Source organism: Ferruginibacter sp., from assembly GCF_014377975.1.
Lineage (GTDB): Bacteria > Bacteroidota > Bacteroidia > Chitinophagales > Chitinophagaceae > Ferruginibacter.
In genome coordinates this window covers 1-17329 of sequence record NZ_JACMOO010000301.1, presented here as the reverse complement: position 1 = coordinate 17329, position 17329 = coordinate 1, and the positions used below count along the sequence as shown (strand labels likewise).

The window sequence follows — 17329 nt, the reverse complement described above, 5'->3', positions numbered from 1 at the left end:
TGGAAAGCGAGGTAGCTACTAAGCCCTGGCATATTTTAATTTAGCAATAACGATAAATACAATTCCGGCCAGTATTAGAAAAAAGGCAATTATTTCTGCCTGGCTTAATTGAAAGCCCAGTACAGAATAAAGATGATTTACCCGGATTTTTTCTATAAAAAAACGTTCAAATCCATTTATAATAAGATATGCGCCAAACATTATACCCGGTATTTTTATCCTTTTACGATAAGCCCAAAGCATTAAAAAAAGCAGGGTACAGACGACAGTTTCATAAAAGGCGGTAGGAAAAACAGGTTGGGGTAGTACCCGGCAATGCTCTTCGGTACAACCCGGTATCTTTTTTCCATCTTTATTTACATTCATCGGGTAAGAATAGGCAACCATCCATTTGGGCAAAAAAGAAGGAGCTTTAAGTGAAAGGTGAGGAACCGCATCCAGGCTGGGAAACGTTCGGGCGGCTGGTATGTAAGTGTACACATTTCCGCTATCCAATATTCTTCTTTCTAAATGATAGGAGGCATATTTATTAAGTTGCTGTTTAAATTCACCTGGTGTACATTCCGTTACTTTTCCATAAGCATCACTTAAATAAGCGCTGTTATAAATTCCCCAATCGCCATCGCCCGCAACCTGGCAACCAATGCGCCCCACTGCGTAGGCAATCATCAACGCAGGTGCTACTGCATCCGTTAAATGAACCAGTTTGATGCCTTTTTTGTATGCGAACCAGCAAATGGCAATAGCTGCTAAAATTAATCCCCCGTAAAAAGTTAACCCTCCGCCTGAAAATAGTGTTCCGATAGGATCGCTGATCAGTTCATCCAGGTTTTCCATCGCATCAAATAATTTAGCTCCTAAAATGCCAAATATTAAACCAAGAATGATGATATCCCCTACCCTGTCATGTGGCCATATTCTTACATTTCTTTGCTCGGGCTCTTTTAGCTTTTGCTTATTTTTTTCCCACCATTTCAATGCAATCAGCACGGCACCTACGATTATACCAGCCAGTAAATTTCCATCTCTTGAAAAAATATACGTTTGTGGGGTAACATCATCCGGCTTATTCAGCAACAAACCCAACAGTTTATAACCAAACACAAACCCTGTTACAAAATTTACAAACAGATCTAAAAAAGAAGCGGGCATTCCCACAGTAATCGCTTCTTCTCTTGGTAATAATAAGCCTTGCTTTTCTTTACGTTTCAATTCGCTTGATAAAACAACTGCAGCAGCTACAAAGCCCAAGGCTACCATTAAACCAAAAGTATTTAATAAGTAAAGTGCTTTCCATTCTACTCCAAACCAGTCTTTAAAAACGTAATATAAATTGGGATACATGCCTTTTAAATTGAGTGCTGCAAGATATTCAAATATTCTTTGCGGCAAAATTATAGTAGTGTCTTAAATAAAAATCCCGAAACAGAAAGTTCCGGGATTAAATAATGTTAATTCTTTTTTTAATTACAGTATTGCTCAAAAGCTCCCATCAGATTTTCAGCAATCATTTGTGCGCTTCTTCCTTCAATATTATGCCTTTCAATAAAATGTACCAACTGGCCATTTTTAAATAAGGCAATGGATGGAGATGAGGGAGGATACGGTAATAAATATTCCCTTATTTTTTTTATTGCATCCACATCAAAACCTGCAAAACTGGTCGCTAAATTATCAGGTTTTTTTGCACTGTTATGTACGGCCATTAAAACACCTGGCCTTGCAGTTCCCGCACTACAGCCACACACAGAATTAATTACAACAAGTGTGGTTCCTTCACCAGCAATTTTGGTATCTACCTCAGTAGCCGTTAACATTTCAACAAAGCCGTTTTCAGTCAGCTCTTCCTTCATTGGTATTACTATTTCTTCAGGATACATAGTTTTTATTTTTAGAAAGCAAATTTACAAACTTACTGCCAAATAGCATTTAAGTTTATCAATATGTTTTATGAGGTATGGATTTAATAATAAAGTGACATTTAGTCACTTTATTATAATACTTATTGCCAATATGGCTTTAAAATTGAATTTTATAAGACAATTCTATCGAAAATTTGTATTGGAATATATTTTGACAAAAGATATCAAACAAATTTAAAACAAACTAAAAATTATAAAAGTTATGACATACGTAAAAGTAAACAACCACGCAACAAAAAATTTTGATGGTTTGATGAAGGATATCTTTAATGAAATTCCTGCTTCGTTGGGTAAAACTTTCAGGGAAGATGTATTGGGATTTCCGCCGGTAAATATTACTGAAAGTGCCAGTGCTTATCATTTAGAAGTTGCTGCTCCCGGTATTGAAAAAACTGATTTCAATATTAAATTAGAGGGCACTTTATTAGTAATCAGTGCAGTTAAAAAAGATGAAGGCAGCCATGAAAATGTAAAAAGCATTCGTAAAGAATTTAGCAATAAAGGATTTAAAAGAAGCTTTACAGTGGATGAAAAAATTGAAGCTGCAAACATTGAAGCAAAATATGAAAATGGTATTTTAAAACTAACCCTTCCAAAAAAAGAAGAAATAAAAGCAGCAAGTAAGGATATTACCATTCAGTAAATTTAACAAAGTATAAATAGAGTTGGTTTTGGTTAAGTGAAGGCTATTTCGGCAATACGAAATAGCCTTATTTTTTATTAATAAGCTGTTAGTCTTATTTTTATGTTTTAAATTCGCTGATATACCCCCTTAACAAATAATCATGATGATAAAAAAGATTTCCTATTTCCTGGTTTTTTTGATAAGTCCTGCAGTGCTTTTTTCTCAGATTAAATTAGATTCATTTACCAACATATTGAGTCAGACAGATACCGTTTTAAGAATAAAAAATCTAAACCCTTATTTTAGTCTGCATGTTGATTCAACTTTAAAATATCCACTTCAAATAAACAAAGATGTTGCAAAGTATTTTTGGTTTTTAAAAAACTCGCCGGTAGGCTTAAAAATTAATAAAGATAATGGAGAGCTTACTTTTAAGGCAGAAAAGTCTTTTTTTCTTTCAGGAAGATTAAAATATGATTACGAATATAAAGTGTCGTTAAGCGTTCAAAACCTTGATAATCCACTGGAACGGGTGGATACTGATTTTGTACTACTTTTTTACAATACCGAAATTATTCCCTCAAAAGTAAAACCTTCTGTGGCCAATACCTTGTTTATTGATGAAGGTGATACGATTAGTTTTAAATTACAATGCGACAATGGCAATTTCCCCGTTGAAGAAATTACCTATTTCAGTAATTATCCCATAAAGTCTTTAACACCAGTTACCAAATGCAATGATGATTTTACCTGGTATGCACCATTTGATTTTGTAAAGGATACAGATAAAGAAAAAATAAAAAAACTGGAAATCTATTTTATAGGTGCTAACAAATTTAATGTTAAGGATACTGCAGTTATAGCCATTGTAGTGAAAGATAATATTAATTACCCGCAACAAGCGATAGAATTTAAGACGCTAAGAACTGAAATTGAACATTATGTGCTGCTTTTAAAAAGTAGTTTTCGGCTGGTGGATAAAAAAATAAAAAAGACAAAGGGAACCAGAACAAGGTTTGACCTGGCCTCTGCATCAACTGCCCTTGGAGGAACCGTATTCTCTTCTTTACCTGGTAATACCCAGCAAACTACCGGCAAAATTTTACCCAGTGTTGGCGTAGCATTAGTACCTGTAAAAGAAGCAACTGCACCAAACAGCAATTCGGACCAAAATACCGGAACATTAATTAGAAACAGTATTAAGAGGCTTGAATATTTATTGGCCGACAATACATTGGTTGGGGAAAAAGATCTTGATATTTTAAATAAATCACGTAAACTAAAAGACGAATTAAAACAATCACAGATTCAGTTGATAGATATTCCGATTGCAGAAGATAACCTGAGCCAAAAAGAATTGGATGATTATTTCAACAACCCTAAAGTAAATAAAAAATACAGGGTAAAGCATAATAATTGAAGCTTATATTCAGTAAAATACAGTAAGCTTAAATAATGATTGCTAATTTTAATCTCAGAAATAGTTTAATAGTATTTTTGTTGAGTGCTTGTACCTGTATGAGTTACAGACACAAAAAAAGTGGCATCAAGCCACTTGCTACCTCTAAAAATTCAGGATTACATATATCCTAATATTTTAAGCATACTTTGATAGCTTTGCTCCTTTGCATAAACCCAATCAACAAGTTTACCATTTTTATCATGTCCAATTATTACATGCTGTGGTGACGGAATTAAACAATGCTTGATACCTCCATAACCGCTTATCTGATCCTGGTAAGCGCCGGTATGAAAAAAGCCCACATATAATGGCTCGCCGCCTGCGGTTAATTTTGGTAAAAACACTTCATTAATATGTTCTTCACTATCATAATAATCATGGCTATCGCAGGTAATGCCGCCAAGGGTTACCCGTTGATATTCATCTTTCCATTTATTTATAGGCAACATCAAAAACTTTTCTCCAATACCCCAGGTATCGGGTAAAGTAGTTATAAAAGAAGAATCTATCATATACCATATCTCCCGGTCGTTCTGCATCTTCTCTCCTATTACACTATAAATATGTGCCATGCTTTCTCCCACAGTATAACTGCCAAACTCTGTAAAAATATTGGGCATCTGTACTTTGTTTCTTTTACAGGCCACTTTAATATTACGTACAATTTCATTGATCATAAACTGGTAATCATATTCAAAACCCAGTGAATGTTTAATGGGGAAACCGCCGCCGATATTGATAGAATCCAACTCAGGACAAATCTTTTTCAACTGGCAATAGAGGTTGATTACTTTATTCAATTCACTCCAATAATAAATATCATCTTTAATACCTTTATTTAAAAAGATGTGCAACATTTTCAATTGAAATTTATGCTCAAATCCTTCTATTTCATCTACATAAAATTCCAGTATATCCTTGGCCCGCATACCCAAACGAGAGGTATAAAAAGGAAAGTTAGGCTCCTCTTCTGCTGCTACCCGAATGCCTACTTTAAAAGGTACTTTTACATATTTATAGGCCTTTAATTCGTCTTTATTATCCAATATGGGAATTACATTTTTAAAACCAGTATTTAACAACCGGGCAATGCGGCTGGTATAGTTTTTTTGCTTGTACCCATTACAAATAATAAATGTATCTTTAGTAATTTTTTTCTTTTCGTATAATTTATTTACGATTTCAATATCATAAGCAAAAGAGGTTTCAAGATGAATATCATTTTTTAAAGCTTCTTCAACAATGAAGGAGAAATGAGAGCTTTTTGTACAATAACAATAATTATACTTTCCTTCGTATTTATGCTTTTTAAAAGCATTGGCAAACATCTCTTTCGCTTTATTAATCTGCATGCCTATTTTAGGTAAATAAGTAAGCTTTAATGGTGTACCATATTTATCAATCAGTGCTTTTATATCCTGACCATTATATTGCAAATACTCATTTTCAACTTTAAAATCATGTTGTGGAAAGTTAAAAGTCTGATCTACCAGGTCAGCGTAAGTATTGTTCATGTTATTCATTGACTGCGAAGGGTTTTATTTATGAAATGCAAATGTACTTGAATGTAAAATGTAATAAATAAAAAAGCGGTTATGATTTTATCATAACCGCTTTTTTATAATGTTATATTCAAAACGAGTTCGTTTTTTGTATAATTTAATTGCTTACGCTTTTACCTGAGCTATCAAACTTTTAAAACTTTCAGGTTCGTTCATGGCTAAATCAGCCAAAACCTTACGGTTAATATCAATATTTTTAACAGCTAACTGGTGAATGAATTCACTGTAGGTTAATCCTTCTGCTCTAACTGCAGCGTTGATACGTGCAATCCACAAAGTGCGGTATTCACGTTTCTTTAATTTACGGCCAACGTAGCTATACGTTAACCCTTTTTCCATTACGTTTTTGGCAACGGTATATACATTTTTACGTTTACCGTAGTAACCCTTAGCGGCTTTAAGAACTCTTTTTCTTCTGGCCCTGGATGCAACTGCATTTTTTGAACGTGGCATATCTTAATAATTTTGAAATGTTAATGTGTTGAAATGTAAATTGGTTGATGAAACTGATTTAACCTTTCAGACGTAATAAGCGCAATACGAAATCGTGGTTGGTAGAATGTACCACACCATCTTTTCTTAAATTACGTTTACGTTTCTTAGATTTCTTTGTTAAGATGTGACGTTTGAAGGGCTTTTGAAAGGTAACCAGTCCGGTTCCTGTAACTTTAAAACGCTTTTTTGCGCTTGAGTTGGTTTTAACTTTTGGCATTTAATAACTTATTATAGTTACTCCCTGCTGGCGTTCCGAACAGACGGACACTTTTTGAGCCATGTGGGAAATGATCGAAAAAAAAAGAGCTCTTTTTCGGGCGGCGAAGGTATTGTAAAACGGGCAGTTTTAAAAATTTATTTAACCTTCCCTAAATCCCAGGCAGGTAAATATCTTTCCTTAACAAAAAAGGTAAGCCAATGCTTACCTTTTAAATATAATTTTCTAATACTAATTCTTCGGTTTCTTCTGACTTTTCGGTGCAAACATTACCAGCATCCTTTTGCCTTCCATTTTAGGCATTCCTTCCAATGCACCTACATCTTTTAAACGGTCTGCAAATTTCAGTAACAGCAGCTCTCCTCTTTCTTTAAACATAATTGCACGGCCTTTAAACTGAACATGGGCCTTTACTTTATTTCCATCCTGCAAAAACTTCTCTGCATGTTTGCATTTAAATTCAAAATCATGATCATCTGTATTGGGCGTAAAACGAACTTCTTTAACCTCACTGGTTTTCGACTTCGCCTTCATCTCTTTTTTCTTCTTCTTCTCATCGTACAAAAACTTATTGTAATCAATAATTTTGCACACGGGCGGGGTAGCACCCGGAGAAATTTCTACTAAATCCAATTGCTGATCCTGCGCCATTTTTTGTGCATCGGCGAAGGAATAAATACCAGGTTCGATGTTCTCACCTACCAATCGTACTTCTGGTACTCTTATCATGTGGTTGGTACGGTGTTCCTGTTGTTGTTCTTTTTTAAATCGGGGATTAAATGCGCCGCGGGGGGCTCTTGGTGGAAATGCCATTAATTGATTTTATATTTAAAATAACGGGCTAACGCCCGGGTTTTGATTTAAAGTTAATAAATATTTTTTATTCAAAAGCTCTTTTGCTTTTTACTTCTTCGTTTACCGCCAAAATAAATTCTTCAATGGTTTGCACTCCCGTGTCGCCTTTACCCTGCCTGCGGGTAGCTACCGTATTATCATTCATTTCTTTTTCACCAATTACCAGCATCAAAGGAATTTTTGCCAGTTCAGTATCGCGTATTTTTTTTCCGATTTTTTCGTTTCTGTCATCTATCTCTACACGAATATCAGCATTTTTCAATTGTTGTGCCACATTTTCTGTGTATGGCAAAAATTTATCACTAATTGGTAATAATTTTACCTGGGTGGGTGCAAGCCACAAAGGAAACTTCCCTGCACAATGCTCAATCAATAACGCTATAAACCTTTCCAGGCTACCAAATGGTGCCCGGTGAATCATAACCGGTCTGTGTTTGGCATTGTCTTCTCCGATATAAGTAAGATCAAATCGTTCCGGCAAATTATAATCTACCTGAATGGTGCCTAACTGCCATTTACGGCCAATGGCATCCCGAACCAGAAAGTCTAATTTTGGACCGTAAAATGCTGCTTCACCATATTCAATAACGGTGCTTAAACCTTTTTCGGCAGATGCTTCGATGATAGCTTGTTCTGCCAGTTCCCAGTTTTCGTCGGTACCAATATATTTAGCCCTGTCTGTTTTATCTCTTAAAGAAATTTGTGCGGTGTAATTGGTAAAACTTAATGACTTAAAAACATACAATACCAGGTCAATCACTTTTTTAAACTCATCTTTTACCTGGTTGGGCATGCAAAACAAATGCGCATCATCCTGTGTAAAACCCCGTACTCTGGTAAGGCCATGCAATTCGCCATGCTGCTCGTACCGGTAAACTGTACCAAATTCGGCAAGGCGCAACGGTAGGTCTTTATAACTACGGGGAGAAGTTTTATAAATTTCACAATGGTGCGGACAATTCATCGGCTTTAAAAAAAACTCCTCTCCTTCCTGCGGCGTTTTGATGGGCTGAAAACTATCCTTGCCATATTTTTCGTAATGGCCCGAAGTAACATATAAGTTCTTATGGCCAATATGTGGCGTAATTACGGGCAGATAACCACTTTCCATTTGTGCTTTTTGTAAAAATTGTTGCAGCCTCTCTCTTAGCATTGCACCTTTTGGTAACCACAAAGGCAGTCCCATCCCCACTTTTTCTGAAAAGGCAAATAATTCCAGCTCCTTGCCCAGTTTACGATGGTCACGCTTTTTTGCTTCTTCCAATAATACCAGATACTCATCCAGTTCTTTTACAGAGGGAAAAGTAACACCATAAATACGGGTAAGCATTTTATTTTTTTCATCTCCTTTCCAGTAAGCGCCTGCAATATTGGTAAGTTTAATTCCTTTTATAAAACCGGTGTTGGGTATATGTGGTCCACGGCATAAATCAGTAAATTTTCCCTGTGTGTATAAAGTAATTCCTTCATCGTGTAAATTACTCAACAGGTCTAATTTATATTCATCGCCTTTATCAGTAAACATTTGTACTGCATTTGCTTTGGAAATTTCTTTGCGTAAAAAAGGATTGGCTTGTTTAGCGAGTTCTGCCATTTTTACCTCCAGCCTGCGAAGATCTTCTTCTCCAATAGAATTATCGCCCGGATCAATATCGTAATAAAAACCTGTTTCTAACGGCGGCCCTACCCAAAACTTTACGCCGGGGTACATTGATTCAATTGCCTCTGCCATTAAATGTGCAGACGAATGCCAGAAAGTTGTTTTGCCATTTAAATCATTCCACGTTAATAACTGTACAGACGCATCTTCTCTAATTGGTCTTTCAGCATCCCATACTTGCCCGTTAACGCTGGCTGCCAGCACTTTTCTGGCTAAACCTTCACTGATTGATTTAGCGATATCCATCGAAGAAACACCTGCGTCATATTCTTTTACTGCACCATCCGGTAATGTAATTTTTATCATATTGTATTTAACTCTCTTATTTTTAAGATTGCAAATTTAACGAAACTATTAGGTATGCAAGAACATATCTAAAATATCTTTGTATTACCTGGGTATAGAGTAGCGTGCGTAAATGATTTCAAAATTTTCTGTATACCTATTGTGTAAAAAAATTACTAATGAAAAAAGTTTTAGTTGTTTTAATATTACTGTTGTTGATTAACTGTGCAGGAATTGCACAAAAACTTAATGGTCAGTGGCGTGGCTATTTCAATAGTAAAGGAGATATTGTTGCAACGGGTGGTGACAATACCGAATTTGTATTGGAAATAGAAATAAAAGGATCGAATGTAACCGGTTACTCATACACTTATTTTCAGGATAGAAAGTACTATGTTATTTGCTCATTAAAGGGCACTTATTATAAAAGTACCCAAAGTTTAAAGGTGACTGAGTTAGCTAAAATAAAAGGATCAACACCTTTGGGCTGGAGTGATTGCCTTCAGACACATATTTTAACGTATGAGAAACAAGGCGATGAGGAAGAGATGAAAGGTACCTGGAAAACAGCTCCCGGACAACCGGGTGAATGTGGTACCGGTACTACCACCTTAACCAGGAGAACGCTTAGTAAAAACCTCGCTTCTTTTAATAAGCCGAAAAAACAAACGCCTTTTTCAGGACCAAAACCTACAGCTAAAATTCCTGAAGTGCAGGATAGAAATAAACTAGCCAATAAAAATAAAAAAACAATTGTTCCACCTGCTGTTGCCAAAGTGAAACCGGCTACAAAAACAATAAAGCCTTTAGCCCCGCTGGCGACAAATAAATATGAAGTTGTAAAATCTGCGCCGCTGTTGAAAGCTACTCCTGAAAAAATTGAACCGGAAGTAAAAAAGCAAGTTGCAATTGTACCAGTTATTGCCGATCCTAATTTTGAAAAAAGAAGCAGTGAAGTTTTAAAAACAATTGAAATTACTAGTGAGAATTTTAAGGTAGACCTATATGATAACGGAGCAGTTGATGGCGACAGTATCTCTCTTTTTTATAATGGTAAATTAATATTATCGCATAAAATGCTGAGTGAAAAACCGATCAGTTTAACACTGGATGCAACTACAGATTATAAAATTAATGAACTTACTATGTATGCGGATAATTTAGGCTCCATCCCGCCAAATACAGCGCTGATGGTTGTTACAGACGGAGAGAAACGTTATGAAGTTCGTATTTCATCTGATCTTAAAAAGAGTGGTACCATTCGTTTTATACATAAAACAAAAACAGAAAAGCAGTAATCAGAATTTAAAATTCCATGTAACCGCCGGTATTATGGGAAAAAGACTCACCTGTTTACCCTGCACCTTTAGTGAACCATCATAAGCACTTCCGTTTTGATCAAAATAAATAAAGTAAGGATTTTTACGACTGTACACATTATAAACACTGAATACCCATTCTGAATGCCATTTTCTACCTTCATTCTTTTTAGGAGAATAAATTCCTGCAAAATCAAGGCGATGATAAGCTGGTAAACGATATTCGTTGATGCGGCTGTACTCCTGTGTAAGCACTCCATTTACAAGATAAAAACGTTGTGGTAACGTTGTAGCATTGCCACTGCCATAAACAAACGTGGCTGATAGTTTCCAGCGTTTGTTTAATTCATACAACGCCACTACACTCAGGTCGTGTCTTCTATCGTACTTAGCCGGATATTTTTCACCAAAATTCAGCGCAGGAAATTTACGCCAGGTATAACTTAATGTATAACCGATCCATCCGGTAAGCCTGCCTTTTGTTTTATTTATAAAAAATTCGCTGCCATAACTCCATCCCTTGCCGAAGGTAAAAAACTTCTCTGTATCTTCCAGCGTATTGGGTGTATAACCTTCCTCGTATTCAATCTGGTTTTGCATACTCTTGTAGTACAGTTCCACGGAGGTTTCAAACGTGTTATTATTAAAGTTTTTAAACAGGCCTGCGGCATAAAGCCAGCTTATCTGAGGCTTTACCTTATAGGTACTCGGTACCCACAAATCGGTTGGCAAAGTACTGCCAGAATTACTTACAAGATGTATGTACTGCAGGTTTCTTGTTACCGATGCTTTAATGGATGTTTCATCATTGATGCCATATCTTAAAGTAAACCTTGGTTCTAATCCGCCATAGGTTTTTACCGGCTGTCCGTTACTGAATTTTGTACTGTCTGTGCGGTTACCGTTGGCATCGGTAGTATAAATATTATAAGGGCCAATCTGCTGAAACCAGCTATAACGCAGGCCCGCATTTATTTTAATTTTGTAACTAACATCCCAGTCATCCTGCAAATAAACTGCGGCCTCATGTGCAAATTTGGCCTGCGGATTCTGCGGTTTAAAAACAACCGTATCCTGCATACCGCTTACAACTGACGGTGTAAATTTGTGATAAGTATACAAACCCCCAAACTTTATTTTATGATTCGTAAACGGGTACAAATCAAAATCCTGTTTAAGGGTTACATCCCGGATGCCCGACGCAAGTTTTATTTTAAAATTACTTTGAGCTGCCTGAAACGAAAAATTATAATTATTAAATACAAATGAAGTATTGCCAAACAGGCGCTTATTAAAAACATGATTGTAACGTACCGTGCCGGTTGCATTTCCCCAGGGAATATTTACATCAAGACTTCTTTTACCATTTACAAAATTAAACACATCCCTTCCAAAGTACCCGCTGATATACAACCGGTCTTTTTCAGAGAATTTATAATTCATTTTAGCATTCAGATCGTAAAAATAATAACCTGAACCATAGAACTGGCTGGTCTTTTTTATAAAAGGTTTTGTAAGAGCGTCTATATACGTTCTTCTTGCAGAAATAATAAAAGAAGCTTTATTTTTTTTAATAGGTCCCTGGATAGAAATGCGGGAAGCAATCAATCCTATCCCCCCTTCTACCTGAAATTTTTTATCATTGCCTTCTTTCATCGAAATATCCAGCACGCTTGATAAGCGGCCACCATATTGGGCGGGCATTCCTCCTTTTATTAAAGAAACATTTTTGATGGCATCGGAGTTAAAGATAGAAAAGAATCCAAATAAATGGCCGGTGTTGTAAACAATGGCATCATCCAGCATAATCAGGTTCTGATCTGGTCCGCCACCACGAACATAAATGCCTGCACTTCCTTCGCCCGCATTGCGAACACCCGGCAATAATTGTATGGTCTTTAAAAGATCAACTTCTCCTAAAAAAGCGGGTATGGCTTTAATCTGTTCTATGGGTAATACAAACTTTCCCATCTGTGCATTTTTTACATTACCATCTGTTTTTTTAGCGGTGATAACTACTTCCTGAAGGGCAGACCTTGTAATCAGGTCAAAATTTAATGACTGATCGGCATCAAGTTTTACTTCGGTTATTTTTGGCTGATAGCCGGCGTAAGAGCAAATCAATTCATAATTTCCGTCTAATAAAGTAATAGAGTAAAAACCATATTGATTGCTGGTAATGCCTTTCGAATTTCCTTTTACTGTAATAGTAGCGCCGATGAGGGTTTCGCCGTTTTGCAGATCTTTCGCATAACCGCTGATGGTATATTTTTTTTGCGCCACCGCAAAAAGAGAAGCCAGTATCATACAAAATAAACAAAAATATATTTTCATAGTTGATACTGATTCATGATACTGATTAAAGGTTTGTTGTAAAGTGTGAGGGTTAAGTTTATGTTTTTAATTATTAATTTTACTTAGTTTTTATCGTGCCACAATACTATCCTTCGTTTCGCCGCAGTGTAACATGGAAGCCCTAAATTCAGGGTCTTTTTTTCCAAGATAGGGGTTTACGATTTCGGCAGTGTTACTAATCCACGCGGCTTCTTTTCCTTCGCCAAACGCCATTGGACAATTTTGCCAATACAATGTTGGGCCTGAATAATGAATTGTTTTCAGGAAAGGATAAATGCTTTCGCTTACCATCCTGAAATCCTGGCGCATTTCCTTAAGGTTGGGTTGTTTTATTAAGCTTTCAGTATTGGACTTGATGTCGTTTAACTGCATCACTGCACTCTCTGCAATGCCGGCAGAATCTTTTTTTAATTCATCCAGTTTGATACCCCTGGCAACAATCGAAAGCTTTTGTGCAGCCGTTTTGGCCATGATAGAATCTGCTTCTACAAATGCAGTTTTTAAATCAAAATAGGCCGTCATAAGTGTGTCAATACTACTATTAAAAATCAAAGAGTTTCTGCCCGCTTTTAAAGGGGCTGTTTTAGCAGATTCAACCCCATTAACGGTTCTGAATTTGAACCAGTAAATACTAAATGCCAATACTACAATAACCAATACCCATACTATACTTTTCATATAAAAACTTTTCGCAAAGCTAAGGCATAACATCAAATTAGGTAAATAGTTTGCCGATTGAATTACTTTTGCAGCCAAATAGGTTTGAACCATAAATTTTTTATATATACTTATGCTTTTAGGATTACAAAATGTTACGTTTGAATTTGGTGCCCGAACGATAGTAGAAGATGCCACCTGGCATATACAACCCAATGAAAGGATTGCACTGATCGGTTATAACGGTACAGGTAAATCTACCCTGTTAAAAGTATTGACGAGGCAGTATTTACCCAACAAAGGTACTGTTGAGCAGGGCAAAGAAACCACCATTGGTTTTTTACACCAGGATCTGCTGAGTTTTGATACCGATGATTCTATTTTAGAAGTTGCGATGGGTGCCTTTGAAAGAGTGAAAGAACTTGAAAAAGAAATTGAAGCCATCGGTCATGAACTTGAAAGAACCGGCGATGAAACCCTGGCCCATGATTACTCAGAAAAATTACATGAACTGGAGGTATTGGGTGGTTACGATATCCATCATAAAACCGAAGAAATTTTACAGGGACTTGGCTTTACCAATGAAAATTTACATAAGCCCTACAAACTGTTTAGCGGAGGCTGGCGCATGAGGGTTTTACTGGCAAAAATGATATTGATGCACCCAGATGTACTGCTGCTGGATGAACCTACCAATCACCTTGATTTACCAAGTATTGAATGGCTGGAAAAATACCTGATACATTACCAGGGTGCGGTAGTAATGGTAAGCCATGACCGTTATTTTTTAGACAGGATGGTGAATAAAGTAGTGGAACTATACCAGCAAAAATTACATTTTTATACAGGCAATTATAGTTACTACGAAACAGAAAAAGCATTGCGGGTAGACATGCAGCAAAAGGCGTATGAAAACCAGCAGGATTACATTCGGCAGAATGAACGTTTTGTGGAACGTTTTAAAGCCAAAGCAAGTAAAGCCGCTGCAGCACAGAGTATTGTAAAGCGCCTGGAAAAATTGGACCGTATTGAAAATGTGGAAATTGAAAGACCGAATATGCGGATAAACTTTTCGGTAGATAAGCAGCCGGGTCGTGTTTTATGTACCTTGAAACATGTTTCAAAAAGCTTTGGCGACCTGGTAATTATGGAAGATACGGGGGCCGAAATTGACCGGGGTGATAAGATAGCGCTGATTGGTGCAAACGGAAAAGGTAAATCAACTTTACTGCGGGTGATTGTAGGTTCAGAAGAGTTTACAGGTGAACGGATATGGGGCCACAATGTAGATGAATCGTTTTATGCACAGCATCAACTGGAGGCATTGAATATTAACAATACGGTGCTGGATGAAATGAAAGACAGCCGCAGTGGTAAAACCGATCTGGAATTAAGAAGTTTACTCGGTTGCTTTTTATTTAGCGGCGATGATGTGGATAAGAAAATTAAAGTATTGAGTGGGGGTGAAAAAGCAAGGGTTGCACTGGCAAAAACAATTGTAAGTAAAGCCAATTTTTTAATGCTGGATGAACCTACCAATCACCTGGATATACATTCGGTTGACCTGTTGATTGGTTCATTAAATAATTATGAAGGAAGTATTGTATTTGTTAGTCACGACAGGCATTTTGTTAGTAAGATTGCCAATAAAATATGGGAAATCGAAGACCATAAAATTTTAGAGTTTAAAGGCAGTTATGCTGAGTGGGAAGACTGGAAAGAAAGAAGACTTGCTGCGGCTAAAATTGCCGAATCCGGCACAAAAAATATAGAGCAGAAAAATAATAAAGAACAGCCCGTTAAAAAAGAAACTGCTGCTGACGTAATGCCGTCAGTTACGCAACAACGCAGCCCGGTTGATAAGGAGATAAAAAAAGAATACCAGAAAAATAAATCCCGCTTTCAGCAGATAGAAGAAAAACTGGCTCAGCTTAACCAGCGTAAAACTGCGCTGGAAACTTTGATGGCTTCGCCGGAGAGTTATGGCAACAAGGATAAATTTCAACAAACTGAAACTGAATATAAATCAGTAACCACAGAGTTGATTGGTTTAAATAAAGAATACGAAACAGTATTTGAAAAAGTGATGGAACTGGAAGAAAAAATGGGATAAAAAGCGTACCAGGTTTTACGGGATGCTGTACTGCGTGTTTTTAAGCTTGCAGTAAATGGTAGTAAATTGGGGAAGCCTGCCACAAAGATAAATTGTTGAAGAGTGCGACGCCACTGAAGTTCCACATAGCTGCTGTATTTGCCAGGTCAATAATTTTTATTAATACTATTGCCTGAAAATAAAAAAGCCTCACTTAAATTGTGAGGCTTTTTTATTTAATTAGTTTGATCAAAAATTTCTAACGGTCATTTCCACTCTTCTGTTTTGGGTACGCCCTTTTGCGGTTTTGTTATCAGCAATAGGTTTATCTGAGCCAAAACCTGTAGCATTCAGCCGACTTTCATCAACGCCTTTTGTTACAAAATATGTCTTCACTGCGTTGGCTCTTGCCTCTGACAATAATTGGTTTTTATCTGCTTTACCCGTATTATCGGTATACCCTGAAATATCAACTTTAAAACCAGGGTTTTCAGTTAAAATTGTTATCACATTGTTTAAGGATACACTGGATTTAGCCAGCAACTTAGCACTTCCGGTTGCGAAGAAAAGATTTTTTGCACTCACTTTTATCTTCTCGATAATTAATACGTCAATTACCGGGCAGCCAAAATTAGATGCCGGGCCTGCTTCTTTAGGACATTTATCTTCTTCATCATTTACACCATCACCATCTGTATCCGGTATTGGACAGCCCTGGTATCTTGCAACGCCGGCCACAGTGGGGCATTTGTCTTCTTCATCATTTACCCCATCACCATCCGTATCCGGTATAGGACAACCCTGGTATTTTGCCAACCCTTTTACGGTCGGACATTTATCTTCAGCATCTGCAATTCCGTCGCCATCGGTATCAGGACAACCTTTTAAAGATACCAGGCCAGCAACATCCGGGCAGGCATCCAGACTATCCACCACACCATCATGATCTCTGTCGGTAACAACAGGTACCGGCGGTAATGGCGCCATTTTAGGAGCAGCTTCTGTGCTATGTATATTTTGAGTAAATCCTAAAGAATAGAACATGTTGTTATCTAATTTTTCTTTAGCAAGGGTTGCCCTGTAATTGGCCTGTAAAAACAAGTACCCTTCGTTAAACATATTTAATTGAAATCCGCCACCCAATGGAACATAAGGAGCCCATGTGTTTTTGCCATAACTGCCGATGCCAATACCTGCGGTTAAAAATGGAATAAACAAATGATTGTTTTCCAGCAAACGGGCGTGAAAAGATCCTTCAAATTCGTTGGTATAGCTGTTGGTAACACCTGCTACTTTAGGATAATCTGTAAACAACCCATTGTACCGAATTGAATAATCAATGTGGCTGGTAATACCCTGCCAGTACATAAGAGAAAAGCCAGGATCTACTTTTCCTACTTTTGGAACCGAGGCGGAAAAATCTACCAGGTTAGCGCTAAAACCGACTGCCGAACCTTTTTTGGGACCACCAAAATTTTGTGCAAAACCAATGTGTGCAAGGCAAACAAAAATGATTGTTGCTTTAAGTTGTTTCATTCTCATAATTAATTTTTAAGGCCTCAAGATCAATAAGGATGCCATTTATATATATAAATTTTATACATTGTTTTCATTTAATTCGATCGATATGTAATAACGAAGCTGAATGTTATGGGTAATTAATTCAGCGGAATTTTTGCAATCGTCCCATTATTTTAAAAACACCCAAAGTGAATAATTGAATTGCCCTATATTTGCAAAAATTAAAGACTTGGTAGCTCAGCTGGATAGAGCATCAGCCTTCTAAGCTGGGGGTCATTGGTTCGAATCCAATCCAGGTCACT

General features: G+C 36.8%; 14 protein-coding genes and 1 tRNA gene. 5 read left to right on the top strand and 10 right to left on the bottom strand.

Annotation, left to right across the window (positions count from 1 at the left end; all coding sequences use genetic code 11):
• Positions 1–18 precede the first annotated feature (18 nt).
• Entirely contained in the window at positions 19–1392 is a 1374-nt protein-coding gene (locus tag H7254_RS15425) for a prolipoprotein diacylglyceryl transferase (protein WP_301933810.1), read from the bottom strand.
• 71 nt (positions 1393–1463) lie between these two features.
• On the bottom strand, positions 1464–1880 hold the full coding sequence (locus H7254_RS15420) for a BrxA/BrxB family bacilliredoxin (RefSeq protein ID WP_301933809.1): 417 nt from the start codon (positions 1878–1880) through the stop codon (positions 1464–1466).
• Between the two features lie 244 nt (positions 1881–2124).
• Here H7254_RS15420 and H7254_RS15415 point away from each other — a divergent pair, with 244 nt between their 5' ends.
• Positions 2125–2565: an Hsp20/alpha crystallin family protein gene (locus tag H7254_RS15415; RefSeq protein WP_301933808.1), complete on the top strand. Its 441-nt coding sequence runs from the start codon at positions 2125–2127 to the stop codon at positions 2563–2565.
• A 142-nt stretch (positions 2566–2707) separates the two neighbouring features.
• Positions 2708–3967: a hypothetical protein gene (locus H7254_RS15410; protein WP_301933807.1), complete on the top strand. Its 1260-nt coding sequence runs from the start codon at positions 2708–2710 to the stop codon at positions 3965–3967.
• Between the two features lie 158 nt (positions 3968–4125).
• Here H7254_RS15410 and H7254_RS15405 read toward each other — a convergent pair whose 3' ends face one another.
• The 5 genes from H7254_RS15405 to thrS form a co-directional block, all read right to left on the bottom strand.
• The gene (locus H7254_RS15405; RefSeq protein ID WP_301923959.1) at positions 4126–5523 is read right to left on the bottom strand and encodes an arginine decarboxylase; all 1398 of its coding nucleotides are present in this window, start codon (positions 5521–5523) and stop codon (positions 4126–4128) included.
• 153 nt (positions 5524–5676) lie between these two features.
• Entirely contained in the window at positions 5677–6024 is a 348-nt protein-coding gene (gene rplT / locus H7254_RS15400) for a 50S ribosomal protein L20 (RefSeq protein ID WP_301923958.1), read from the bottom strand.
• A 58-nt stretch (positions 6025–6082) separates the two neighbouring features.
• Positions 6083–6283 carry a 50S ribosomal protein L35 gene (gene rpmI, locus H7254_RS15395; protein ID WP_290338859.1) on the bottom strand — a complete coding sequence of 67 codons (201 nt, stop codon included), beginning with the start codon at positions 6281–6283 and terminating at the stop codon, positions 6083–6085.
• Positions 6284–6514: 231 nt separating this feature from the next.
• Positions 6515–7096, bottom strand: a complete 582-nt coding sequence (gene infC, locus H7254_RS15390; RefSeq protein WP_290338858.1) for a translation initiation factor IF-3 — start codon at positions 7094–7096, stop codon at positions 6515–6517.
• Positions 7097–7163: 67 nt separating this feature from the next.
• Positions 7164–9104 carry a threonine--tRNA ligase gene (gene thrS, locus H7254_RS15385; protein WP_301933806.1) on the bottom strand — a complete coding sequence of 647 codons (1941 nt, stop codon included), beginning with the start codon at positions 9102–9104 and terminating at the stop codon, positions 7164–7166.
• A 158-nt stretch (positions 9105–9262) separates the two neighbouring features.
• Between thrS and H7254_RS15380 the strand changes: the two genes are divergently transcribed.
• Positions 9263–10381, top strand: coding sequence for a hypothetical protein (locus tag H7254_RS15380; protein WP_301933805.1), 1119 nt, complete (start codon positions 9263–9265; stop codon positions 10379–10381).
• Here H7254_RS15380 and H7254_RS15375 read toward each other — a convergent pair whose 3' ends face one another.
• On the bottom strand, positions 10382–12736 hold the full coding sequence (locus H7254_RS15375) for a TonB-dependent receptor (RefSeq protein ID WP_301933804.1): 2355 nt from the start codon (positions 12734–12736) through the stop codon (positions 10382–10384).
• Positions 12737–12826: 90 nt separating this feature from the next.
• Positions 12827–13435 carry a DUF3347 domain-containing protein gene (locus tag H7254_RS15370; protein WP_301933803.1) on the bottom strand — a complete coding sequence of 203 codons (609 nt, stop codon included), beginning with the start codon at positions 13433–13435 and terminating at the stop codon, positions 12827–12829.
• 112 nt (positions 13436–13547) lie between these two features.
• On the opposite strand from H7254_RS15370, the gene H7254_RS15365 reads away from it, so the two are divergent.
• Entirely contained in the window at positions 13548–15527 is a 1980-nt protein-coding gene (locus H7254_RS15365) for an ABC-F family ATP-binding cassette domain-containing protein (protein ID WP_301933802.1), read from the top strand.
• Positions 15528–15755: 228 nt separating this feature from the next.
• Here H7254_RS15365 and H7254_RS15360 read toward each other — a convergent pair whose 3' ends face one another.
• Positions 15756–17042, bottom strand: a complete 1287-nt coding sequence (locus tag H7254_RS15360; RefSeq protein ID WP_301933801.1) for an OmpA family protein — start codon at positions 17040–17042, stop codon at positions 15756–15758.
• Between the two features lie 211 nt (positions 17043–17253).
• On the opposite strand from H7254_RS15360, the gene H7254_RS15355 reads away from it, so the two are divergent.
• A tRNA-Arg gene (locus H7254_RS15355) sits at positions 17254–17327 on the top strand.
• Positions 17328–17329: the final 2 nt, after the last annotated feature.